The following is a 22,308-nucleotide window of genomic DNA, read 5'->3' on the forward strand; positions in this document are numbered from 1 at the left end:
TGGTCCGATGCCGATCTCGAAGCGCCGCCCGGTGCGCCACCCGGCGGGGGGGAGCCTTGCGGCGGCCTTCGCGGCGGCCCTGGCGCCGATCCTGGCGTTCGCCGCCCTCCCGGCGCAGGCGGTGGTCGGCGGCACCGAGGCGCCGGCCGGCGGGGCCGTGATGGTCCTGTCGTCGAAGGGCGGCGTCTGCACCGGCGTGGTGCTCGCCCCCGACACGGTGCTGACCGCCGGCCACTGCCTCGCCGACGCAAGCGAGCACCGCGTCCATTTCCGCGACGCCACCGGCGAACCGGTCCTCGTCGACGTCGCCGCGCAGGCGCTGCATCCGGGCTACGCGCCCGGCGCGGCGGCGGCCCGGCGGCGCTCCATCGACCTCGCGCTGCTGCGCACCGCGACGCCGCTGCCGACCCGCTTCGCGCCCGTGACCCTGAGCGCCGCCCCGGCCCGGGCGGGCGAGATCCTGACCCTGTCGGGCTACGGCGCGGCCAAGCCCGGCGATCCGCGCTCCACCGGCACCTATCGCAGCGTCGGGCTGCCGGTGATCGAGCCCTACGGGCCGAGCCGGGTCCTGGTCTGGCTGAAGGGCACGGGCGGCGGCGCCTGCCAGGGGGATTCCGGCGGCCCGATCGCGGGACCGGACGGGGCCGTCCTGGCGCTGTCGGCCTGGATCGGCGGCGCCTGCGGCGGCCTGACCCAGGGCATCCTGACGGGGCCGCAGCGCGGCTGGATCGATCGCGTGCTCGGTGGCTGGAACCGGACCGCGCGCTGGACGGAGTAACGTCACGGCGACGTGTGCGCAGGGAACCTCAGCTTGGCCGGGCACTTGCCTTGCTCTAGGCTCAACGCGCGCCGCCTCCCGCATCCGGCGCCCCCACCCGCGCAGTGCGCGCGCCCGGAGATCCCGATGTCCCCTCGCCCGATCCGGACGGCCGGCCCCCGCGAGCGCAGCCTGCGCGGCGGCCTGAGGGGCAGCTTGTGGGGCGGCCTGCTCGGCGTGTCGTTGCTCGGCGCCCTGACGGGCCTGCTCCCCACTCCCGCCGCCGCGGTGATCAACGGCGCGACGACGCGGGATCCGAACGGCGCGCGCAGCTTCGTGGTGCGCATCGAGAGCACCGAGGGCGAGATCTGCTCGGGGACGCTGATCGCCCCGGATCTCGTGCTTAGCGCCGCCCACTGCGTCATGCGCCCCGCCGGATACACGGTGATCAGCGTCGACCGGAGCTTCCGGCAGCACCGGACCCCGGTGATCGCCGCCTCCATGCACCCGGACTTCGTGCCCGGGACGACCCCCGAGGATCAGCCCGGCGTCGATCTGGCGCTGCTCAAGCTCGAGCAGCCGCTCGGCAACGACTACGTGCCCCTCGATCCCCGGGGCGCCGGCTCGATCAGCAACGGCGAGCCGGTGGACATCGCGGGCTTCGGCGTGGTGGCGGAGAACCGGCGGAACTCGGCGCGGGTCCTGCGTCTCGCCCACCTCGTGTCGATCGGCTCCCTGCAGGTCGCCAACCGGGTGACCGTCGTGACGGACCGGCGGCGCATGGCCGAGACCTCGGGCGCCGGCGCCTGCCTGGGCGATTCCGGCGGCCCGATCCTGACCGGAGGCCCCGGCGGCTACCGGATCGTCGGCGTTGTCAGCTGGTCGAGCGGGGCCCTGCAGCAGGGTACGCGGCGCACCGCCTGCGGCGGCTTCACCGCCGTGACGCCGGTGGCCGAGCATGCCGGCTGGATCGCCTCGCGCTCGGCGGAACTGCAGCGGATCCAGGTCGGCGAGGCGGCCTCCCGCGGCAACCGGTCGGACTGGATGGCGCGCCCCGGCCGCAACCGCTAGGCGCGCCCTGCGGCGAAACAGTCCCGCCGCCGCGGATCCGTCGCGGCTGCGGGAACCTGAGGCCGCACCGGCACTTTCGCATCCGAACCTTTTCGACTGACGGAGCGAAAGCATGGCCGAGAGCGGCACCAGCACCACACCCCGGACCCACAAGACCCGCAACGACACCGACTCGAACGCCAAGAAGGTCTCGATCGACGCCCTGAACGCACGGCTCGCGGACGGCATCGACCTCGCCCTGGCGATCAAGCAGGCGCACTGGAACCTGAAGGGCCCGCAGTTCATCGGCATCCACGAGATGCTCGACGGTTTCCGCACCGAGCTGGACGACCTCAACGACAAGGTCGCCGAGCGCGCGGTGCAGCTCGGCGCCACGGCCTTCGGATCGGCCCAGGTGGTCGCCGAACGCACGAAGCTGCCGCCCTACCCGACCGGCATCTACGCCATCGCCGACCACGTCGCGGCGCTGATCGACAGCTATGCCGGCTACGCCAACGCCGTGCGCGAGAACATCGACGAGACCGACGAAGCGGGCGATCCCGGCACGGCCGACCTGTTCACCGAGATCTCCCGGGCGGTCGACAAGCACCTCTGGTTCCTGGAGGCCCACGTCCAGGAGCCGACCGGCGCCCTGCGCGACGGCAATCCGGGCCGCTGAAGGCGCGCGGTCCTTCTGAAGGCGCTGGCCCGAGGGATCACACGTCCCCGTCCGAGACCGGCGCCGTCCCGGACGCGTGCAGTCCCCCCTCCCCCTGTGGGGAGGGGCCAGGGGCGGGGGCGGCTCTGGACCGAGCGGTCCGGTGACGTCCGAACGCCCCCGGTCCCGGGCCTCCCCAGACGGCGGAGGAGCGCGCATCGCGGATGAACCGGCGCGGCGATCCGAAAGCGCCGAGGGGGAGCGACGCGGCATCCCCTCAGGAGAATTTTAACAGCTTGATCGCGTCGAAATCCTGCACCCCACCGCCGACGCGCTTGGTGGTGTAGAACAGCACGTAGGGCTTGGCCGAGTACGGGTCGCGCAGCACCCGCATCCCGGTGCGGTCGACCACGAGGTAGCCCCGGCGGAAATCGCCGAAGGCGACCGACAGGCTGTCCTTGGCGAGATCCGGCATCGCCTCGGCCTCGGTGACCGGGAAGCCGATCAGCGTGGCGGACCGGCCGGCGGCGAGCGGCGGCTGCCAGAGGTAATTGCCCTCCGCATCCTTGAACTTGCGGATCGCACTCTGGGTGCGCCGGTTCATGACGAAGCCGGCATTCTGCCGGTAGGCCGCCCGCAGCCCGTAGACCAGATCGAACAGCACGTCCGCCGGGCTGGCGGACGGGAAGGCCCCGGCCGCCCCCGTGGCGATCGTGCCGAGCTTGCCCGGCACCCAGGCGGCATTGGCGACCGTGTCGTAGCTGAGGAAGCCCCGCGGGCGGCTCGCGCCGTTGCCGGACACGAAGGCGACGCCCTCCTGCTCGGCGAAGGCGGTCTCCACCTCGGCCGAGAGCCACGCGTCGAGATCCACCACGGCATCGTCGAGAAGCGTCTGGGTGGCGGCGGGCATCGCGTAGAGTTCCATGGCGGGGAACGCGATCTCCGACAGGGCCGGCGCGGCGGTCTCCGGTCGTGGCGCGGTCTCGGCGGCCCAGCCGGTGACCGGCGCGCCCACCGAGACCGCTCGCTTGTACTGGGATCCCGAAATCTGCTGCACGCTGGCGATCGACCGGATCGGCGAGACCTGGCCGAGGCGCGTCAGCACGGTGCGCTCGATCGTGTAGGGGACGAGGTAGCCGCCGTCCGGCCCGGAGCCGGCCGACAGGGCCTTGGCCTCCAGGCGCTTCAGGCCGCCGCTCTCGCCGGCCCGGACGTAGAGATCGAAGGCGGCCTTGTGCTCGTGCGCGGCCCCCGCCTCGCGGACGTCCGGCTGCCCGAGGGGCGGCCGGGCCCGCTCCAGGGCGATCCGGTCGAGGCGGGTGCGGGCGGCATCGAGGGCCGCGTCGATCCGGGCGAGCTTCTCCTCCGTGAGCACGTCTGCGCCGAGGCGGCCCTCGATCTGGTCGATCCGGGCGTCGTTCGTCTCCTTGAAGGCCGCGAAGGCGGCGGCGAGCTCGTCGAGGGCCGAGCGGACCGGGCCGCCCTCGGGTTGCGCGGCCTTGTTCTCCAGAAGAGGCAGGCCGCTCTTCGTCGCGAAGGCGGGATCGGTGTTCAGGGTCTGGGCGTCCATCGTGAGCCTCGTCGGCGGGGTGAAAGTCAGGACCGCGCGGCCAGCCGAGGCCGGGCGGCGGGTCTGGCGGTGCGGAGCGGGGCGATCAGGCCGGCGAGGCCGCGGATCGCGTCGGCCTCCGGATCCGGCTCGGGGCTGGGGCTCGCCCTCGCCCCCGGCTGCAGCGGGAAGGTCACGAGCGAGATCTCCCAGAGATCGACCTGCTGGAGCCGGCGCTCGCCGCCGGCGCCCTTCCGGGCGCGCAGCGTGCGGAAGCCGATCGACAGCCCGTCGAGGCCACCGCCGCGCATCAGGGCGTCGACCTCCCGGGCGCGCTGCACCGCGAGGTTGAGCTGGCCTTCCGCGAACAGGCCGCGGCCATCCTCGCGCAGGGCGAGCCACCGGCCGATCGGCTCGGCGGGGTCGTGCTGGAACAGGAGCCGCACCCCCGCGGCCCCACGCCGGGCGAGGCTCACCGCGAAGGCGCCGGGCACCACCACGTCGCGGCCGAGATCGGGCACGCCGAAGAGGCTGGCATAGCCGGAGAAATGCCCGTCCATGGGGGGATCCTCGCGTGAAGCGGGTCGTGAGGGGACGTTCGGAACTGCCACGGGCCCTTCCTCCCCCGCGCCGGGAGGAGGGAGACCTGCGCCTCACCGGGAACCCGGCTCCTGCGGCATCGCGGGCGGGTAGCCCACCGCCTCGCGCTTCTCCGCCACCGACAGGAAATCGGCGGCCTCGACCCGGCGCCACAGGGATTCCCGCTCCACCGCCAGCGCCTCGATCCGATCGAGGTCCGGCTCCAGGTCGACGGGGCCGAAGGCGGGCTCCAGCCAGCCGGCCAGCGCCTGCGCGGTGCGGGTGGCGAGGGGGATCAGGGTCTGGCGGTAGAGGGCGCGGTTGGCCTCGGCGTAGTTGGCGTGGGTGTTGTCGCCGGGCAGCCCCAGCAGCAGCGGCGGCACGCCGAAGGCCAGGGCGATCTCCCGGGCCGCCGCGTTCTTGGCCGCGACGAAATCCATGTCCCGCGGCGACAGCGCCAGGGGCTTCCAGTCCAGGCCGCCCTCCAGCAGCAGGGGACGGCCGGCATTGGCGGCCCCCTGGTAATTCGCCTCCAGCTCCGCCTTCAGCCGGTCGAATTGCGGTTCGGACAGCGACGCCCCTGCGAAGACCAGGGCCCCGGACGGCCGGGCGGCATTGTCGAGGAGCGCCTTGTTCCAGGCGCTCGCGGCGTTGTGGATGTCGAGGGCCGCGGCGGCGGCCGCGATCGGGGCGAGGCCGCCGGTCTCGTCGTCCGGGTGGAACAGCGCCAGCGCCAGGATCGGCGCCACGGCGGCCCCGGGCTCGGGCAGATCGAACCGGCGGCTGCGTCCGCCCGCCGTGTAGAGATAGGCCGTCGGCCAGCCGTCCGGGCCCGGCAGCATCCGCATGCGCCCGGGCCGGAGAGCCTGGAGCGCCGCGATCCGCCCGTCGAGGCTCACCGCCTCGAGATAGGCCGTGCCGCCGAGCAGGAGGTCGGCATAGACGGTTTCAAGCAGGTGCGTGCCGCTCTCCCGGGGGTTCGGCCGCGCCAGCAGCGCCAGGAGGTCGCCCGCCCGCTCGGCCCCGGGGCCGGTGGCGATCAGCGGCAGGCTCGCGGCGCTCTCGGCGACGAGCCGCACCGCCCGGTGGACCACCGGGTTGGCTTGGTAGCCGGCCCGGGCGAGGGCCGCCGGATCGCGGGGCGTCCAGCTGGCCCGGCCCTCGGCATAGAGGGCGAAGGCCGGGGCCGCGGCGGCCTTGGTGGCGGGCGCCGGGCCGCCGCTGGCGCGGCGCGCCACCCGCGCCAGCCGTTCGAGGAGGGTCGACATGCCGGTCCGTTCCTGAGCTATGGTCACGCAATGCAGCCCCGGTTCCCCACACGGCCCCAGGCGCGGTTCCGGGCGCGCTTCCGCGCCGCCCGTTTCGGCGGCCTCGTCGCGGCGCTCCTCGCCGCGCCCGCCCGGGCCGGGGATGCGCCCGGGCCCGCGCCCCTCTGGCCGGAACCCGATGGAACCCTGATCCTGGCGCGCCCCTTCGGCCGGTCCGAGATCAGCCTGCGCCTGTCCCGGCGGGTCGCCGGAGCGGTGGACACCCTGACCTGGGACGGCGTCACGTTCCTGGCCGATACCGAACCGGGCGATGCCCTGCAGGCGCGGGCGGAGGTCGGGTCCGGAGGCGGCTGCCGCCGGGCGAGCGAGGCGGGCACCCCGCAGGACCCCACCGGCGAACCCGCCGCCCGCCGTCTCCGCGCCCTGCGCGCCGGACGGAGCTGGGCCGAGACCGAGACCCGCATGGCCTGGGACGGGCCGTCCGATCCCGCCGACGAGCCCCCGTCAGACTGCCCGACGGGCGCCGCGGCCGCGGCATTGCCCGCCCCGATCCTGCACAAGCGGATTGCCCTCGGCCTGCCCGGCCTCGGCAACGCCGTGGAGGTGCAGGCCCGCTTCGACCTGGCCGAGGCCGCGGCGGCGCTCCGGCTCGAACCCCTCGCCGCCGCCGTGCCGGCGGAATTCTCGTCGGCCTGGCGCTTCGACCCGGCCAGCGGCGGGATCGCGCCCCTCGATCCCGAACCGGGGGAGCGGCCGGACCCCGTGATCCTGGCGACGCCGGAGGGCTCGCACGCTCTGGCGGTCTGGGCGCCGGGCCCGCCGGAGCAGGAGCCCGACGCGCCGCGACCCGGCTTCGCGGTCGACGCCGAGGCCGGAGCGAACCGCCTGAGCTGCCGGTTCCGGGTGACGCACGCCGCCGCCGGCGCGCACGCTTTCGCCTGCTATGCCCTGGTCGGCTCCCTGGCCGACGTCCGGGCCGCCCTGCGGACCCTGACCGCGCCTCCGTGACGGCGCCCCCCGTGCTGGACCGTCCGGATTGCAGGACCCGCCGGGGCCCGGGGTTCTGGATGCCGGGCGCGCCTGCGGCGCCCCAAGCTGACGGCAAGGATCGTGCCCCCAGGATGCGCGGCCCGATCCACCCGCCGCCGTCGCACAAGCGGAATGAATTGTGGTGGGGATTCCCAGCACGGGACGGCACGCCGTGGCAGGACAGCTACAGCTTTGGCGCACGACATTGTGTATACAGGATGCAGTTCGTTCCAGAGACCACGAACCACCTCCGGCGCGCTTCTCACGGAAGCGCGCCGAATTGTTTTCTAGACGCCGCGGTCAAAGCCGCCGGATCCGCGGCTCGGCCTGCGGCCCGAGCATCAGATGCGTCAGCGCCCAGACGAGGGCGTCGAGCCGGTCGGGCGAGGCCCCGCCGGACAGGCCGTCCGGCCCGAAATCGCACAGTTCGTCCTCCAGCGCCGGGAACGCCCCGACATGGTGGACCAGTCCGCGGGCGTAGAGCAGCGAGACCGGCTCGGCGCGGAGATACTTGCCGCGCGTGGCGTGCACCCGCGTGACCGGCACCGCGGGGTCGCACTGGCTGAGCACGGCGGCGGCCATCTCGCCACCCTGGTTGACCTCGACCACGAGGGCGTCGGCCTGGAGGCGGTGATAGAGCGCCAGCGCCGCACCCGCCCAGGCCTGTGGGGTGGCGCGGGCGAGGCTCGCATCGGCCAGGACGTAGGCGTGCCCCCCCGCGCGCCCGGCCGCCACGATCCCGCAGGCATCCGAGCGCGCCCCGGAGGCGGCCGGGGGATCCACCGCCACGACGATCCGGCCGAGATCGGGCGCGGCGGCGACCCGGCCCGCCTCCAGCGCGGCGCGGTTCCACAGGGCGTCGTCCCGGTCGGCGATGAGCTCGCCGTCGAGTTCCTGACGGCCGAGCCGGGTGCCGGCGTAGCGCCCGACCACTTGGTCGAGGAAGTCCGGCGCGAGATGCGCGGCGTTGTCATGCGTCCGGGCCCGGCTCACCACCGTGCGCGGATCGGCGAGCAGGCGGCGGATCAGCGGCACCGGCCGGGGGGTCGTCGTCACGCAGTTGCGCGGCCGGGCGCCGAGGCGCAGGCCGAATTGCAGCATGTCGAACGCGGCGTCCGGCCGGCGCCATTTGGCGGCCTCGTCGCACCACGCGGCGCCGAATTGCGGACCGCGCAGGGCGTCCGGCTCCTCAGCCGAGAAGGCCAGCGCGACCGCACCGTTGCTCCACTCGACGCGGCGGCGGCTCGGCGACCAGACCGGGCGAACGCGCCCCCGCGCCGGCAGGCCGAGGAGTCCCGAGGGCCCGTCGACCATCACGTCGCGCACGTCGAGATGAGTCTCGCCCACGAGCGCGATCCGTCCGACCGGGTCCTCGGTGAAGGCCGGATCGCCCCGGGCGAGGGCGTCGACCCACTCGGCCCCGGTGCGGGTCTTGCCGCTGCCGCGGCCGCCGATCACCGCCCAGGTGGTCCAGGGCTCGGGCGGCGGCAGCTGATCGGGCCGGGCCTGATGCAGCCAGTCGCCGGCCAGGGCCCGGAGCAGGTCCTGAGGCAGGGTCCCGAGGAAGTCAGGCAGCCGTCCGGCCGCCGACAAAGCCAGCATAGCGTCGCGCGATCTCCGCGCGCAGGGAGGGCAGGTCGGGTTCGCTCCCATCGCCCCCCTCCTCCCCCGCGCTCCGCGCCCTGTCCGCATCCACCGTGTCGAGGAGCCGCTTGAGCCCGCCGAGGTCGCGCAGGATCCGGGCGGAGTCGCGCGCGGCCGGCCCCACCCCGCTCAGCGTCGCGTCGAAGGCGGCGATCTGCCGGACGATGTGGGCGCGCAGATGCGTCCGCAGGGTCGCCGGATCGGTCGCCGGGTCGCCACGCCGGATCAAAGTCGGCGGCAGATCCGCCCCGAAGGCCGAGGCCAGCATCGCGGCATCGAGCCGGCCGAGTCCCAGGATCTCGGTGACGTCGCCGGGATCGGCGCCCGGGGTGCAGAGCAGGCGGATCAGCGCCGCCCGACGCGCCGCCGGCCAGCGCGCCGTCAGGAGCCTGGGCCGATGCTTCCGCGGTCTCAGCCAGCCGGCCCGGACATTCCACGTGCGGACCGTGCTCGGATGGACACCGAGGCGGGCGCTGATCGCGTCGAACGGCAGATCGGTCTCTCGGAGAAGCTTCAGGGCCTCGGCGCGGCTATCCGCCCTGCTGGGAGGAGGTGGCCACATCGGCGTCTCTCCGCACACGTCTCGACCGTGCCGTGTTGATACACGGGCAGCGCGACGGTGTCAAGCGCAAATTCCTATTCTTGGCCCAGAATAGGATTTAAGGCAGAGCTCGCCCTGGGCTTCAGCCTTCCCACCGGGCGACGCCGCCGTGGCGGGAGCAGGTGCCGCGATGGGTATGGCTGAAGCTCCACGTCCCGTCCCGGCACTTGGCGGTGGCGCCGGCCGGTTTGGCGCCGTCGAGGCTCTTGGCCGGTTGATGGACCTCGGATCCGTCCCGGCTCCGGTAATGGCCGTGCCGGTCGAGGTTCCGGTCGTCCGGTTCGGAGAAGGGCCGCGCGGTCGCACTGCCCGCCATGGCGAGGAGGAGGCAGCCACCGAGGGCGCACCAGCGGGCAGCGCCCCGGCGGAAGGCTCTGGGCCGCAGCGTGATCCGCCACCGGCTGGCGTCGCCACCGGCGCCCCTCCGGCGGAGGATGGGAACGGTCGCGATCGGGCCAGGCAGCACGGCGCCCTCAAGGTTGTGTCAAACACCATCAGACACAACCAGAGCATCGCGTCACGAACTATCTAAAGTTATCTCATCGTCACTCACAGGTTGTCGCTCCCGCGTGATGGCCGGTCTGCCCGACCGGCTCGCCGGCGCGTGCGGTCCGGCCGTGCGCCCCGGTTCGGGCGCGCAGGGCGGCGGGGCGCGGAACGGGCTCGAAAGGTATCGCGGCTATCGTCGCCGAAAGTGCGCTGTTGAAGGCGGTGGAAGACCGGAACGGCCGTCCGGTCGACACGTTGACCGGCGCCATCCGCACGCAGGCATCGCCTTTTACGCAGTTCGTCAAAGTGAATCGGGTACAGAATGGTCGGTGAGCCACCAGGGTCCGGCGCGGCACAACCGCCGGATAACGGCCCCTCGGGGGATCCTGGTCGGGGTCCGGCACAGGGGACCGCGGAAGCCGCTGCCCTGAGCGACAGCTTCAAGCGATTCGCCGACGTCGTGCCCCTGATGATGTGGCGCTCGGACGAGGCCGGTCACGCGATCCACCACAACGAGTGCTGGCTGGAATTCACCGGACGCCCCCTCGAGGCGGAACTCGGGCTCGGCTGGCGCAGCGGACTGCATCCCGAGGATTTCGACCGGCATGCCCGGATCGTCGCCGAGGCCTTCGAGGCGCGGGCGCCGTTCACCGTCGAGTTCCGGCTGCGGCGGCACGACGGCGAGTACCGCTGGCTGCTCGACACGGCCCGCCCCCTCATGGAGGATGGCCGGTTCCAGGGCTATCTCGGCTCCTGCTTCGACATCACCGACCGCAAGCACGCGGAGGAGCATATCGAGCACGCGCTGGCCGAGAAGGAGGCGCTGCTGGCCGAGGTCTACCACCGGGTCCGCAACAACCTCCAAGTGATGGTCAGCCTGATCGGCCTCTACGGCCGGGCGGCGCCGGATGCCTGCCGGGGCAGCTTCGAGGCCCTGGGCCAGCGGGTCCGGGCGATCGCGCTGGTGCAGCAACATCTCCATGAGGCGCCGCACATCGCGTCGATCGACCTCAAGGACTACCTCCACCGCCTCGCCTCCGGGCTCGGGCAGCTCCGGCGGGCCGGGCGGATCAGCGTCCATGTCGGCGGCTCGGGGAACGGCCTCGTGGAGCCGCGTACCGCCAATGCCCTCGGCATGATCGTCGCCGAGATCGTCGCCGAGTGCCTGGACGCCACGGCCGAGCACGTCGCCTGCTCCATCGCCATCGACATCGAGTCCGGCCTCCCGGCGCGCCTGTCGATCGTCTCCGGGGTGAGCGAGATGGCCGATTCCGGCCGGTCGAACGTCCCGAAGCTCGGCCCCCGCCTCATCGCCGCCTACGCGGCACAGGCCGAGATCAGCGTGTCGGGCGATGCCAGCCCGGGCGATCCCCTGTGGCTGACCCTGCCGCCGACCCGCCCCGCCGCGCAATGAGCGACCGCGTCGCCGGGCCCCGTCGCCATGACGGCGCGGTCGGCCTATAGCGGCGTGGACCCTACCGGACCCGGCCGAGCATGCTTCCTCCGATCGACACCATCATCGAGAATTTCGAGATCGTCGAAGACGACGACATGCGGCTTGAGTATCTGATCGAGCTGGGCCGCGCCCTGCCGCCGATGCCCGAGTCGGAGCGGACCGAGGCGAACCGCGTCCATGGCTGCGAGAGCCAGGTCTGGATCGACACGAAGGCGGAGCCGTCCGACGGCACGCCGCGCCTCGTCCTCCACGGCTTCAGCGATTCGTTCATCGTCCGCGGCTTCGTGGCGCTGATGGTGGCGCTCTACACCGGCAAGACGCCCCGGGAGGCCGCCGAGACCGACGGCCTCGACCTGTTCCGGCAGCTCCGCTTCGGCGCCCACGTGACCTCGAAGCGCTCCAACGGCGTGCGGGCGATGGCGGAACGCATCCACCGCGACGCGGTCCGGCTCGCCGCCGGGGCCTGAGGGGCCTCACCCCCGCCAGAGGCGCAGGCGGCCCCGATCGGGCCCCGTCGCCTCCCGCTCCAGCCCGTAATGCTCGGCCAGCCGCCCCAGGGCGATGCGGGCCACGACCTTGGCCGAGCGGGCCGGCCAGCGCCGCTCGGCCTCGATCCGCTCCAGGCCCTTGAGGAAACCGCAGAGGTCGATCAGCAGGCCCGACAGGTCGCTCCCGACCGCATCGAGGGCCCCGCGCACCCGTTGCCGGGCCGCGATCACGTGGTCGGCCGCGCTGGCCGGGTCACGGGGACCGCCGCCATCGACCCGGGGGGCCCCGAAATCCGAGCCCATGCGCGGCAGCAACGCGGCGGCGGTCATGTCCCGCCGCAGCCGCTCTCCGGCCTCGAACGCCGCCGCGTCGATGAGCGGCATGCCGTCCCGGTCGCGGCGGCGCACCATCCAGGCCAGGGGGTTCTCGGCAGCGTTGCGGAGGGTCGGCCCCGCACCACCCCCCTCCACGACGGCGAGGTCGTGGTGCTGGGCCGCGAAGGCCAGATCGCCCGGCATGGCCTGCCGGCGCAGGCGCGCCCGCCCGACCTCCGTGATCGTCAGCCGCGTGCCGGCCTCGTTCCACGTCGCCAGATCGGCCGCGGCCAGAGCCCGGCCGGCCGCGGCCGCGAAGCGCCCGCCCCCCACCGAGACACCGCCGCCGCCGCGCCGGATCACCAGTGCATCCTCAACCAGGGGATCGGGCCGCGCATCGGCGCCCGCCTCGCCCAGTCGCGCCAGAAGGCGGCACGCATCCGCCGGCAGATCCCCAGGTCCGGCGCCGCGCGGCCGCGCCTGCACCGAAGCCACGCGGCGACCCTTGAAAGGTTTGTTCATGCTTTGTTCCGTATGGTTCACCGCGGACGCGCCGAAGCCGCACCATATCAGGAAAAATCAGAATTTCAAGGTTTTTTTACCTACAACTCTCAGCTATCGCGCCGCGGTCTTTCGCGCGGCACGGGTCGGTGCCCGATGGAGGATCTCGGCGATCTCGTCCTCGGACTTGTCCCGGACCTCGTAACCCATCGCCTCGAACCGCTCGATGAGCGCGGCGCTCTCGGCGGCGGAGCGGGCCGCCCAGACGGCGAGGAGGTCGTTCACCCGGTCCAGCTCCACCTCGGGGTGATCGTCCTGCGCATCCGGCGACGGATTGGGGATCGCGACCATGGCGGCACCTCGGGATCGAACCGGCGACCGTGTTCGATGCCACGGCCCGTCATGCAACGCCCGAGGTCGGGCGTGGCTCCCGCGGTCCCGCAACCGAAAGCCGGGTCGCTCGGGCCGACGACGGTCCGCCCGGGGCAGCAACCGGATGGCCGGCGGACGGCGCTATTCGGTCTGAGCGCGGTCATCCCGGTCGGCGTTCGCCAACGGGGCGACGGCTGTGAAGACGACGCCCTCGGCGCGGTAGTCGATATCGACCCGCCCACCGATCTCCGTGGCCAAAACGCGCTTGATCAGCTGGGTTCCGAAGCTCGTCTGCCGCGGGGCAACGACCGGGGGACCTCCGCGCTCCTGCCAGCGAATATGGAGGAGCGGAGGCTCCTTCCCGCCCTGAACGCTCCACGCCACGTCGACCACACCCGCGGCGACAGACAACGCGCCGTACTTGGTCGAGTTGGTCGCCAGCTCATGGAGTGCCAGGGCGTAGGCGACGACAACCTGTGGGGGCAGGCGCAGATCCGGTCCCGAGAGCTGAAAGCGGTCGCCGTCTTCGACCCCGAAGGGAGCGAGCGAACGCATGATGAGGCCCTGCATCGAGACGCTGCCGAAATCCTCCGTGATCAGAAGGGTATTGGCGGCCGACATCGCCTGGATGCGCGCCGTCAGCGTCGCGGCGGCGTCCTGCAGCGAGTTGGCGCGCCGCATGGTCTGCGAGACGACGGCTTGCAGCGAGGCCAGCGTGTTCTGCATGCGATGGTGGAGTTCGCGGGTCAGCAGCGCGCGATGGCTCTGAACCGCCCGACGGTCCGTGATGTCCTGCGATGTTCCCGTGATCAGGATCGGCGTCCCGTCGGCCCGGTAATGCGCCTTCCCCCGAATCTGGACCCATCGCTCCTGACCGGCGGGCGTCGTCAGGCGATACTCGGCGTCGAGAAGCGACCGGTTCGCGATCGCCTGCTCAATCGCGTCCTGCTGGACCGCACGATCGTCCGGGTGGATGGAGGCGCGCAGTTCTTCGAGACTCAGCGGCTCGTCGGGCTGGCGTCCGCAGATCGCCTTGCAGCTGTCGGACGCTGTCAGATGCCCCGTGTCGAGGTTGATGCTCCAGCTTCCAAGCTGCCCCGCCTCGAGGGCAAAGCGCAGGCGCTCCTCGCTCGCCTGCAACTCGACATTGCGCCGCGCGACCTCCGCCTCCAGATCAAGGCGGTCGCGCTGGAGGCGAACCAGACGTTCACGCTCCAGGGTGACATCGAACTGGGACGCAAAGAAGTAGGTGAGCTGACCGTCTTCCCCGAACACGGGAGAGACGAGGAGGCGGTTCCAGAATGTCGAGCCGTCCTTCTTATAGTTCAGGAGGTCGAGTTCGATCGGCGTCCTGCTGTCGATCGCGCTCCTCAAGCGCGCGACGTCCGCCCGGTCGGTCGCAGGTCCCTGCAGGAAGCGGCAGTTCCGCCCGATGATGGCGTCGCGTCCATAGCCCGTCAGCCGCGTGAAGGCCGCGTTGGCGAAGACGATCGGGTTGTCGTCTTGTCGCGGGTCGGTGATGAGCATCGGCATGCGCGTGGCGCGAACGGCCGACGAGAAAGGGTCTGGTCCGGCGCCCGCCCGCGTCAGCTCGCGAATGATGCGGGCTTCTTCCTCATAGTCCGGCACCTGGGCACGTCCTGAACACATCAGACCTCAAGCGCTGCCGTATAACGCGTCGGCGCCTGCGCATGAAGAGCGCCGAAGACCGTTGAAGCGCCCATCCACCTGAACCGGATTGCTCGGGACCAGGGCGAGGCGCGCTGCTCCCGGGAAGGCATGACAGCCTTCCCTAGGCCCCATGGGTGGGGAACGGAGCGACCGCTCGGGGTGGGTTTCCCCCGGTCCGCCTTCGGGCAAGAATTCAGGGCCGCGGACGTCGTCGCCGCGCCTGTTTCCGGCCCGAAGCAGAATCTCGCGATCCCCGCTCCGTGCCGTCCCGATTTGGCGGTCTGCGATGATGGAACGGGGTGAGAGAATTGTTCCGGATGGTCTCGCGGGACATCCAAATCAGACCGGTGGCGGTGGGCAGCCGCGACCATACCCATGATGAACCGGCATCAGGCGCGGGGCCGGGATCACCGCGCGCCGGATCGAACAGCGGTCGGGTGACGTTCCTTACCGCCTACCCGGTCCAAACAGGAGGAACGCTCATGCGTATTGGCTATCTGCTGCCGCTCGTCGGCCTGCTCGCGCTCACGGCCTGCAAAGACGAGAAGAAGGCCGAGACACCCCCGCCTCCTCCGCCGCCTGCCAGCACCGCACCGGCAAACCCGGCGCCTCCGGCGACGACGACCAACCCGGCCCCAGCCAACAAGCCGTAGCCAACGAGCCTCAAGGGCGGCGGGCCCTGGCACGCATCCCAGCGCCACAGGACCCGCCGATCGCGACCGGGGCTGATGTCACCGCCCCGGTCGCGAGGCTCATACCCGAACCGAACCCCCTGGATCGACAGCCAGGGGGGGGCCTGCCCGTCCGCCCCCACGCAGCCTTGTGCGGAAGCGGACGAGGCCACCCATCCGCTCACGACCCGCCGCAGCGCCCGCGCGACGCGCCCGCATGCCGGCCTCGAATCGTGCGGCACGCCGATGCGGAGGCGAGTGTCGCCGTTCAAAACATCCCGTTGGGGTTGGCTGAGGCCTCTGGCAGGATCTGCAGCACGTCCCAGTGCTCTACGATCCGGCCGTTCTCATCGAGACGGAAAAGGTCCACGGCCGCGTAATCGTGGTCGCCCGGCCAGTGCTGATGGCAATGCAGCACGACCATATCGCCCTCGGCGATTGCCCGCTTCACCGACACCCGCTTCCCCGGCCACTCACGCGCCATGCGCTCGAAATAGGCGATGAAGCCGTCTTTGCCCGTGGCCACATGCGGGTTGTGCTGGATGTAAGCGTCGCCGGCATACCGCTCGATTGCTTCACGCGGACGGCACTCATTGAACATCAGCTCGTAGAACGCGATCACGTTTGCCTTATTTCGCATGAGATCTACCATGCGGCCTTCCTCTACAACGACAAGGCCAGTCTTTCGCCCCCGACAGCCAGTCGGATCGAGGGCGTCTTGATCGTGGCCGTCCGCGCCCGGTGATTGGGAGCATGTCGGCATAGGGCAGGCAAGTGCCCGCGCCCCCTTCCAAGCCGCTCTCGCAGACAGACGGACGGATCGCCGCGCTCTGGACGCTCTGGCCATCTCCCGTAAGCCGGACAGGAATCGTGCGCCGAATGCCCCCTCGGGGCCGGGAGCGATCCGATTACCGTAAGCAGCGCGCCGGGCGAGCATCCTCACGAACCGCCAGCCCGCGCGCGGATAGCCTTCGGTCGGATCAAGGGCCGCCGACCGCGCAGGCCGCCCCGGGCTTGTCGTGCGGGCCGATCCGCTCGACCCGGCTTGCCGTCGCCGCGTTCATGCCGACCACAGGGAGCGCGATGCCGTGGCGACGGAACGTCCGCACCACCCGGTCGAGGGCGTCGAAGGCCGACATATGCCCCAGGAGAGCCGCCTGGAGGTCGCGCCTGACCGCAGGATACCGTTTGGGCGAACGATCACAGCCGCCTTACCGGCCTCCCCCTGCCGCGGGACGGTTGAGACGGCGGGGCGTGCCAGGGCGTCTGAGGTGGACCGGCATCGGCGTGGCAGACGGGCGTCGATCCCCGCGGCCCCTCCCCCACTAAGCGGCGCGGACCTCGTCCAGGAATTTGCGGACGGCTCGGCTCAGCCCATCGGACCGGACGGCGAGGGTGCACGCGGCACCGAGAACCTGCGTCGCGGCCGATCCTGTTTCGCCGGCGCCCTCGCGCACCGATCCGATGTGATCCGTGACCTGCCGGGTCCCGTGTGCGGCCTCCTGGACGTTCCGCGCGATCTCGCGCGTGGCCGCGCCCTGTTCCTCGATCGCCGAGGCGATGTGGGTGGCGATGCCGGACATGTCGTCGATCGTGCGGCTCACGCCCTGGACCGCCTCGACCGCGCCGCGCGTGGCGGACTGGATCGCACCGATCCGGGCGCTGATCTCTTGCGTCGCCCGGGCTGTCTGCTCGGCCAGTGTCTTGACCTCCGCGGCCACCACGGCGAAGCCGCGCCCGGCCTCCCCCGCGCGGGCCGCCTCGATGGTGGCGTTGAGGGCGAGCAGATTGGTCTGGCTCGCCACGCCCGAGATCAGGCCCGCCGCAACGCCGATCCGGTCGGCGCTGTCGGACAGCTCCTGAATGATGGTGCCCGTCTCCTGGGCGCGCGCGATGGCCGCGCCGGCGATCGCGACCGAATGCGTCACCTGTCCGCTGATCTCCTGGACGGAGGCCGCCATCTCGTCGGTCGCGCTCGCAACCTGCTGCACGTTGCCGGACGTTTGTTCGGCTGCAACCGCGACGCTGACTGCGAGCGTATTGGTCTGCGCTGCGATCTCCGTCATCGATGCGGCGGTCGCCTCCATCTCGGTTGCAGCCGCGGTCAGCTCGCCCGTGAGCGCACCCGCCTCCCGCTCGAAATCACGCGTGATGCGGTCGAGGAGTTCGGCCCGGCGCATCTTGGCGGCATCGGCCTCGGCCTGCAGCGCGGCCAGCCGCCGAGCCTCGATCCCGGCCTCCTTGAACACCTGCACGGCGTCGGCGATCTGGCCGATCTCGTTCGCCTCGCCCTGGTGCGGGATCGCGACGGCGAGATCCCCAGCCGCCAACTGCCGCATCGGTTCCAGCACGGCCCGGACACGGGCGGCGATGCTCCGCACGATCAGGGTTCCGAGGATGGTGGCGACCACGAGCGCCAAGGCGCCGATGGCGAGCATGAGCCGCTTGGCCTTGGACGCGGTCGCAACCCCCTGCGCCACGGCGTTCTCGCCCTTGGCATTGTTGAGGGCTACGATCTCTTCGAGAGCCTGGGAGGCCGCCTTGATGTGCGGGCGGACGCCGACGAGGCTCTCGCGCAGCGCCAAGTCCTTATGCCCGGTCCGCGAGTATTCCAGCACGGCGGGGATCGCCGCGAGATAGCTCTGCCATTCACGGCGGAACCCGTCGAAGAGTTCACGCTCGCGCGCGTCGCCGATCAGCGGCGCGAAGTTGCGCATCGCCGCGGCCGTGGCCTCTGTCTTCTTTGACAGGGCGGCCTCCTCGGCCTGCATGCGGGCAGCGTCGGTGTAGAGGATGTGGTTGACGACGCTGACGCGCACATCGATGACGTCGCCGCGCAGTTCGCCGGCATATCGGACGCTCGGCAACGTGTTGGTGCCGAGGTGGGCTTGGTCATCGGCGAGGGTGCCGACCGCGTGGAGACCCAGGCCGTCGACGAGAAGCAGACAGCCGATGAGCAGGCCCAGGACGCCGACAAGGCGGTGCTTGATCGAAAGTCTGGAGAACCAAATTCTCATGGCCCGAGCGCAGCCCCGACATCTACACCGATGAAAATAGCGATCGATCTTAAATTTTCCCTTAAAATATCAAAATGCGAATGAAAATATCAAATATCAATACTAAATTCTACGACACGATAATCGCGTGTCATCTTCCTGATCGAGACCGACATTTGGCGTAATCGAGGCCGTATCATGCGGTCGAAAGTGCCGGAGGCAGGAAGTCAGCGCCGGATGGATTTCCATCGTCCGCATCTAGCCGAACACGATCCGAAGGTATCAGTCGGCTCTGAGCCGGCCCGACATCCCTTCCCGAGCCGTCCGTGAGGTCCTGGCTCGGTTCGGGGCGCTCCGCCTGCCCCGTCGGACGGGACGCAGGCCCACACGACAGCCACCCGTCTCGGCTGGTCGGCGGGCAGGCCTCGGTTCGACAACCGCCCCACCCATGCCGGCGTCGCGACGGCCAGCCCGCCACCCCGAGCCGGCTGTCGCGATGCCCGACGCGGGTGGCGCCTGCGGGACCGGCGCAGGAATCCGCATCGTCGCACCCGCCCGACAGCGGCGTAGCACGTTCTTTTGCGCCCGTGGCCGTTTGAAGAGCAGTCTTTTATCCCGCCCGCCGACATGCAAAATTTAAATCTTAATGCCGCGGTCCGTATTGCAATACTTTCCCTAATGTAAGAAGCGGAAGGCCGATCAAATCGGACTTACTGCGAAACGATCTCACTCAGAGACCAGTCGATTGTGATCGCACACGCACGATAGCCTTGCCGGAGGGCCACGCCATGACCCGTCAACCCGCGTCTCCCTCCGACAGAGCCTCGGCTGCCGGAGCGCATCGTGGGCCGACCCACGGTCTCGTCGTAACCCTGGAGGCGAAGAACGGGCAGCAGGAGCAGGTCGCGCAGACGCTCCACGCCGCCTTCACGACCGCCATCCGCGAGGGCGGCACCGCGACGTGGTACGCCTACCGCATCTCGGAGACGCGCTTCGGCATCTTCGACACGTTCTTCGACGAGGACGCACGCAAGTCCCATCTGGATGGGGAGGTCGGCCGCTTGCTGAGCCGCATCGGCGAGGAAATCCTCGTCGGCCCGCCAGACTTTCGGGCCATCTCGATCCTCGCGTCCAAGATCTAGCGTCGCAAGACCCGCCTCAAAGACGCGCGCGGCTTCCGTCCACGACACCGCCCTTCTTCCGGCCGATGGATAGAATTATGCTGATCGATCAGCGAGCGACGCGACCGCACATCTTCCTCAGTGCCTTCGACATGCACTGCGTCGTCCATCAGAACCCGGGCATGTGGCGGTATCCGGGAGACCAGACGCACAATTACAAGGATATTGAATACTGGATCGAGCTGGCCCGCGTGCTGGAGCAGGGCGGGTTCGATGCGCTCTTCATCGCCGACGTGCTCGGCTTCTACGATGTCTATGGCGGCAACCGCGATGCGGCGCTGCGTACGGCCGCGCAGGCGCCGGTCGGCGATCCGCTCATGACCATCGCGGCCATGTCGGCAGCCACGACCCATCTGAGCTTCGGGGCCACCGTCTCGCTGACCTACGAGCTGCCCTACAAGTTCGCGAAGACGATGACCACCTTGGATCATCTGACGAAAGGTCGTGTCGCCTGGAATATCGTGACGTCTTACCAGCAGAGTGCGGCCGTCAATCTCGGACTCGACACGCAAATCGCCCATGACGAGCGCTACAACATGGCCGATGAGTTCATGGAAGTCTGCTACAAATTGTGGGAAGGCTCCTGGGAGGACGACGCGGTGCGGCGCGATGTCGAGACCGGCCTCTACACCGACCCCTCCAAGGTTCACGACATTCGGCACGCCGGCAAATACTACAAGGTCCCGGGCGCACATCTGTGCGAGCCCTCCCCGCAGCGCACGCCCTTCCTGTTCCAGGCCGGCGCCTCCGCCCGGGGACGGAAGTTCGCCGCGCGCCACGCCGAGGCGGTCTTCCTCATCGGCACCAATCCCAAGGACACTCGCACCGTCGTCGATCAGTATCGGATGCTGGCGGCGGAGCAGGGCCGCGATCCGCGCAGCCTGAAGATCATCATCATGCTGACGCCGATCGTGGCGGAGACCGATGCAGCCGCCCAGGAGAAGCTCGCGTTGATCAAGTCGCGCGCGCAGGTCGATGCGGCCCTGGCGCTCTGGGGCGGCTGGACCGGCATCGACCTCTCCGGCGCGGATCCGGACAAGCCCCTCGATCAGTTCCAGGGGGACGGCATCCGGGCCTTCAGCGATATGCTGACGCGCGTGGACAGCGAACTCGTCTGGACGCCGCGGCGGCTCGCCGAATGGCTCTGCGTGGGCGGGATGAGCGCGAGCTGTGTCGGGTCCCCCAGGACGATCGTCGATCATCTGGAAGAATGGCTCGACGTCGCCGACGTCGATGGATTCAACATCGCCCGGGTGACGAATTACGGCACGTTCGAAGATTTTCGGGATCTGATCACCCCAGAGCTTCGCCGCCGCGGCCTGATCCCGGAGGATCGACCCGCCCGTCCTCAGACAGCCCGGGAGCGGGTCTATGGTCAGAGCCGCCTGCGCGACGATCATCCCGGCGCGGCCTTCAAGGTTGGCGCGGCCCAGGCGTCGGCTCGGCGCAGCGCGGGCCCGGTTACGCTGCGCACCTCACCCCGCAACGTCGGCCTTCTGGTCACGCTCAAGGCAAAGCCGGAGACGAAGGAGCAGCTGGAAACGTGGCTGCATGACATGCAGCAATTCGCCGAGGATGAGGCGGGTACGATAACCTGGTACGCCTTCCAGATCGACGACCTGACCTACGGCATCTACGACACGTTCCTCAGTCATGAGGGACGGGAGGATCACATCCACGGTCAGATCGTCAAATCATTGCGAACGCTGCAGCACGAGATGCTGGAGAGCCCGCCCGACATCCGGCCCCTCGATCTCCTGTCCGTGAAGAGCTTCGCGCCGGGCCACTGAGAATCGGTCCGCGTTCGGCAATCCCGCCGGCGCAGCAGACGTCGCGCTCCCCCCGGCCGACGAACCTCGCGCCTGTCCGGGACCGCCTGAGTGAAAGGCATCGGACGGCGGCAAGGCACGTGAGCCGGGCCGCCCCTCTCCGTAAGCCTTGGTTGTTGACGGCCCGTCATCGCAACGCCTAATACGTATAGCATAGGCTATAATGATGGGTCATGGCTATGCGGCAGACGTCCGCCCGACATCGGTCGCCGGTGTCAGGCCCCCTCCTGTGCGGGCTCGCGGTGATGCTCGGGCAGCTCACGGCACCGGCGCTTGCGCAGACCCTTCCCACCGCCGCCGAGAACCTGACGCCCGGTGACCTCGACAGCGAGCATCTGTTCGGGTTCACGGAAGGCAGCGACCTCGGCGTACCCGGGGAAGTCGAGCTGGAATGGGAGACGAGCGGGCGCCTGGGCAAGCGCCTGGGCCGTTTCCTGGCCGTCGACAGCGGGCTCGCTCTGAAGGTCCCACTCACCCGCGACTTCCGCCTGGCGCCGGGGATCACCTTCAACGCCTACGATATCGGCGTGCCCGGCGACCCGACCCGGACCACGGGCGGGTTCAACGGCGGCTTCCTCGAAACCCGTCTGCGTCTGCTGGACCGCCGCACCGCGCCCTTCGGCCTGACCCTCAACCTCGTGCCGGGATACGGGACCGTAGACGGGGGATCAGGCGCACCGGCCAGCAGCTTCGGCACCGAGGTCGGGCTTTTGGCCGACCGCGAGGTCATCCCTGACATGCTGATCGCTGCGGTCAACGTCGGCTTCGCATTCTCATCGGTCCGGATGAACGCGACGGACGCGCGCGTGGCTGGGTCAGGCGTCGAGGTCGCCGGCGCCTTGGCCTACCGCGTGCAACCGGGTTACTTCCTCGGCGGCGAGGTCCGTTATGCCTGGACCTATGATGGCCTGACGCTGGACCGGCTCGCGGGTCAGGCCGCGTATCTCGGGCCTACGGCCTATGTGACCCTGTCGCCGCATGCCTGGGCCTCATTCACCTGGAGCTTCCAGATCGCCGGGCAGTCGGCGGGTGAGCCCGGTCCGCTCGATTTGTCCAGCTTCGACCGTCATCAGATGCGACTGCGTGTCGGTTACAGCTTTTGATCGCGGCCAGGGCAAACGCGCAGCGAGGCTCCACCCACGCCTTCGCGGACAAAGGTGACGCCGTTCACCCTTGTTGTGCCGCGTGATGCCGCCCGCGCACC

At 70.6% G+C, this 22,308-nt stretch carries 22 protein-coding genes; 10 read left to right on the top strand and 12 right to left on the bottom strand.

Translation table 11 applies throughout. The annotated features are described in order from the left end of the window. Window positions 1-7 precede the first annotated feature (7 nt). From PQI07_RS07490 to dps, 3 genes are all read left to right on the top strand, one after another. Window positions 8-778 carry a S1 family peptidase gene (locus tag PQI07_RS07490; protein ID WP_274926365.1) on the top strand — a complete coding sequence of 257 codons (771 nt, stop codon included), beginning with the start codon at window positions 8-10 and terminating at the stop codon, window positions 776-778. 126 nt (window positions 779-904) lie between these two features. Beyond that, entirely contained in the window at window positions 905-1,828 is a 924-nt protein-coding gene (locus PQI07_RS07495) for a S1 family peptidase (RefSeq protein WP_274926366.1), read from the top strand. A gap of 112 nt (window positions 1,829-1,940) precedes the next feature. After that, the gene (gene dps, locus PQI07_RS07500) at window positions 1,941-2,486 is read left to right on the top strand and encodes a DNA starvation/stationary phase protection protein Dps (RefSeq protein WP_043353382.1); all 546 of its coding nucleotides are present in this window, start codon (window positions 1,941-1,943) and stop codon (window positions 2,484-2,486) included. Between the two features lie 256 nt (window positions 2,487-2,742). Here dps and PQI07_RS07505 read toward each other — a convergent pair whose 3' ends face one another. From PQI07_RS07505 to PQI07_RS07515, 3 genes are all read right to left on the bottom strand, one after another. Further along, on the bottom strand, window positions 2,743-4,035 hold the full coding sequence (locus tag PQI07_RS07505) for a phage major capsid protein (RefSeq protein WP_274926367.1): 1,293 nt from the start codon (window positions 4,033-4,035) through the stop codon (window positions 2,743-2,745). A 26-nt stretch (window positions 4,036-4,061) separates the two neighbouring features. Continuing rightward, window positions 4,062-4,574, bottom strand: a complete 513-nt coding sequence (locus PQI07_RS07510) for an HK97 family phage prohead protease (RefSeq protein WP_043387356.1) — start codon at window positions 4,572-4,574, stop codon at window positions 4,062-4,064. A gap of 93 nt (window positions 4,575-4,667) precedes the next feature. Further along, entirely contained in the window at window positions 4,668-5,861 is a 1,194-nt protein-coding gene (locus PQI07_RS07515; RefSeq protein WP_274926368.1) for a phage portal protein, read from the bottom strand. A gap of 30 nt (window positions 5,862-5,891) precedes the next feature. Between PQI07_RS07515 and PQI07_RS07520 the strand changes: the two genes are divergently transcribed. Beyond that, a complete protein-coding gene (locus PQI07_RS07520) occupies window positions 5,892-6,869 on the top strand; it encodes a hypothetical protein (RefSeq protein ID WP_274926369.1) in 978 nt (325 codons plus the stop codon). 321 nt (window positions 6,870-7,190) lie between these two features. On the opposite strand, the gene PQI07_RS07525 is transcribed toward PQI07_RS07520, so the two are convergent. The 3 genes from PQI07_RS07525 to PQI07_RS07535 form a co-directional block, all read right to left on the bottom strand. Beyond that, window positions 7,191-8,492 carry a DNA-packaging protein gene (locus PQI07_RS07525; RefSeq protein ID WP_274926370.1) on the bottom strand — a complete coding sequence of 434 codons (1,302 nt, stop codon included), beginning with the start codon at window positions 8,490-8,492 and terminating at the stop codon, window positions 7,191-7,193. After that, window positions 8,458-9,096: a helix-turn-helix domain-containing protein gene (locus PQI07_RS07530; protein WP_274926371.1), complete on the bottom strand. Its 639-nt coding sequence runs from the start codon at window positions 9,094-9,096 to the stop codon at window positions 8,458-8,460. The genes PQI07_RS07525 and PQI07_RS07530 overlap by 35 nt, the downstream gene beginning before the upstream one ends. A 121-nt stretch (window positions 9,097-9,217) precedes the next feature. Continuing rightward, entirely contained in the window at window positions 9,218-9,601 is a 384-nt protein-coding gene (locus tag PQI07_RS07535; RefSeq protein ID WP_236952773.1) for a DUF3761 domain-containing protein, read from the bottom strand. A 345-nt stretch (window positions 9,602-9,946) separates the two neighbouring features. On the opposite strand from PQI07_RS07535, the gene PQI07_RS07540 reads away from it, so the two are divergent. Together PQI07_RS07540 and PQI07_RS07545 are read left to right on the top strand one after the other, a co-directional pair. Further along, window positions 9,947-11,038: a sensor histidine kinase gene (locus PQI07_RS07540; protein ID WP_170861828.1), complete on the top strand. Its 1,092-nt coding sequence runs from the start codon at window positions 9,947-9,949 to the stop codon at window positions 11,036-11,038. A gap of 80 nt (window positions 11,039-11,118) precedes the next feature. Beyond that, window positions 11,119-11,547: a SufE family protein gene (locus PQI07_RS07545; RefSeq protein ID WP_043355266.1), complete on the top strand. Its 429-nt coding sequence runs from the start codon at window positions 11,119-11,121 to the stop codon at window positions 11,545-11,547. A gap of 6 nt (window positions 11,548-11,553) precedes the next feature. On the opposite strand, the gene PQI07_RS07550 is transcribed toward PQI07_RS07545, so the two are convergent. The 3 genes from PQI07_RS07550 to PQI07_RS07560 all read right to left on the bottom strand — a co-directional run bounded on the left by PQI07_RS07550 (window position 11,554) and on the right by PQI07_RS07560 (window position 14,406). After that, entirely contained in the window at window positions 11,554-12,405 is an 852-nt protein-coding gene (locus tag PQI07_RS07550; RefSeq protein ID WP_274926372.1) for a DUF6456 domain-containing protein, read from the bottom strand. Window positions 12,406-12,498: 93 nt separating this feature from the next. Further along, window positions 12,499-12,735, bottom strand: coding sequence for a hypothetical protein (locus tag PQI07_RS07555; RefSeq protein WP_053609252.1), 237 nt, complete (start codon window positions 12,733-12,735; stop codon window positions 12,499-12,501). A gap of 162 nt (window positions 12,736-12,897) precedes the next feature. After that, on the bottom strand, window positions 12,898-14,406 hold the full coding sequence (locus tag PQI07_RS07560) for a PAS domain-containing protein (RefSeq protein WP_179697612.1): 1,509 nt from the start codon (window positions 14,404-14,406) through the stop codon (window positions 12,898-12,900). A gap of 503 nt (window positions 14,407-14,909) precedes the next feature. On the opposite strand from PQI07_RS07560, the gene PQI07_RS07565 reads away from it, so the two are divergent. Further along, the gene (locus PQI07_RS07565) at window positions 14,910-15,080 is read left to right on the top strand and encodes a hypothetical protein (RefSeq protein ID WP_164706349.1); all 171 of its coding nucleotides are present in this window, start codon (window positions 14,910-14,912) and stop codon (window positions 15,078-15,080) included. Window positions 15,081-15,366: 286 nt separating this feature from the next. On the opposite strand, the gene PQI07_RS07570 is transcribed toward PQI07_RS07565, so the two are convergent. From PQI07_RS07570 to PQI07_RS07580, 3 genes are all read right to left on the bottom strand, one after another. After that, the gene (locus tag PQI07_RS07570) at window positions 15,367-15,750 is read right to left on the bottom strand and encodes a nuclear transport factor 2 family protein (RefSeq protein WP_043381491.1); all 384 of its coding nucleotides are present in this window, start codon (window positions 15,748-15,750) and stop codon (window positions 15,367-15,369) included. A gap of 328 nt (window positions 15,751-16,078) precedes the next feature. Beyond that, the gene (locus PQI07_RS07575; RefSeq protein WP_158498480.1) at window positions 16,079-16,237 is read right to left on the bottom strand and encodes an STAS domain-containing protein; all 159 of its coding nucleotides are present in this window, start codon (window positions 16,235-16,237) and stop codon (window positions 16,079-16,081) included. 186 nt (window positions 16,238-16,423) lie between these two features. Further along, window positions 16,424-18,115, bottom strand: coding sequence for a methyl-accepting chemotaxis protein (locus PQI07_RS07580; protein ID WP_274926373.1), 1,692 nt, complete (start codon window positions 18,113-18,115; stop codon window positions 16,424-16,426). 767 nt (window positions 18,116-18,882) lie between these two features. On the opposite strand from PQI07_RS07580, the gene PQI07_RS07585 reads away from it, so the two are divergent. The 3 genes from PQI07_RS07585 to PQI07_RS07595 all read left to right on the top strand — a co-directional run bounded on the left by PQI07_RS07585 (window position 18,883) and on the right by PQI07_RS07595 (window position 22,207). Beyond that, on the top strand, window positions 18,883-19,236 hold the full coding sequence (locus PQI07_RS07585) for a putative quinol monooxygenase (protein ID WP_051976024.1): 354 nt from the start codon (window positions 18,883-18,885) through the stop codon (window positions 19,234-19,236). A 77-nt stretch (window positions 19,237-19,313) separates the two neighbouring features. After that, window positions 19,314-21,065 (top strand): LLM class flavin-dependent oxidoreductase, encoded by a 1,752-nt coding sequence (locus tag PQI07_RS07590; protein ID WP_342462227.1) that lies wholly within the window; start codon window positions 19,314-19,316, stop codon window positions 21,063-21,065. Between the two features lie 284 nt (window positions 21,066-21,349). Next, window positions 21,350-22,207: a DUF6662 family protein gene (locus PQI07_RS07595; RefSeq protein WP_236952771.1), complete on the top strand. Its 858-nt coding sequence runs from the start codon at window positions 21,350-21,352 to the stop codon at window positions 22,205-22,207. Window positions 22,208-22,308 lie beyond the last annotated feature (101 nt).

This window comes from Methylobacterium sp. 092160098-2 (assembly GCF_028920805.1).
GTDB classification, from domain to species: domain Bacteria; phylum Pseudomonadota; class Alphaproteobacteria; order Rhizobiales; family Beijerinckiaceae; genus Methylobacterium; species Methylobacterium fujisawaense.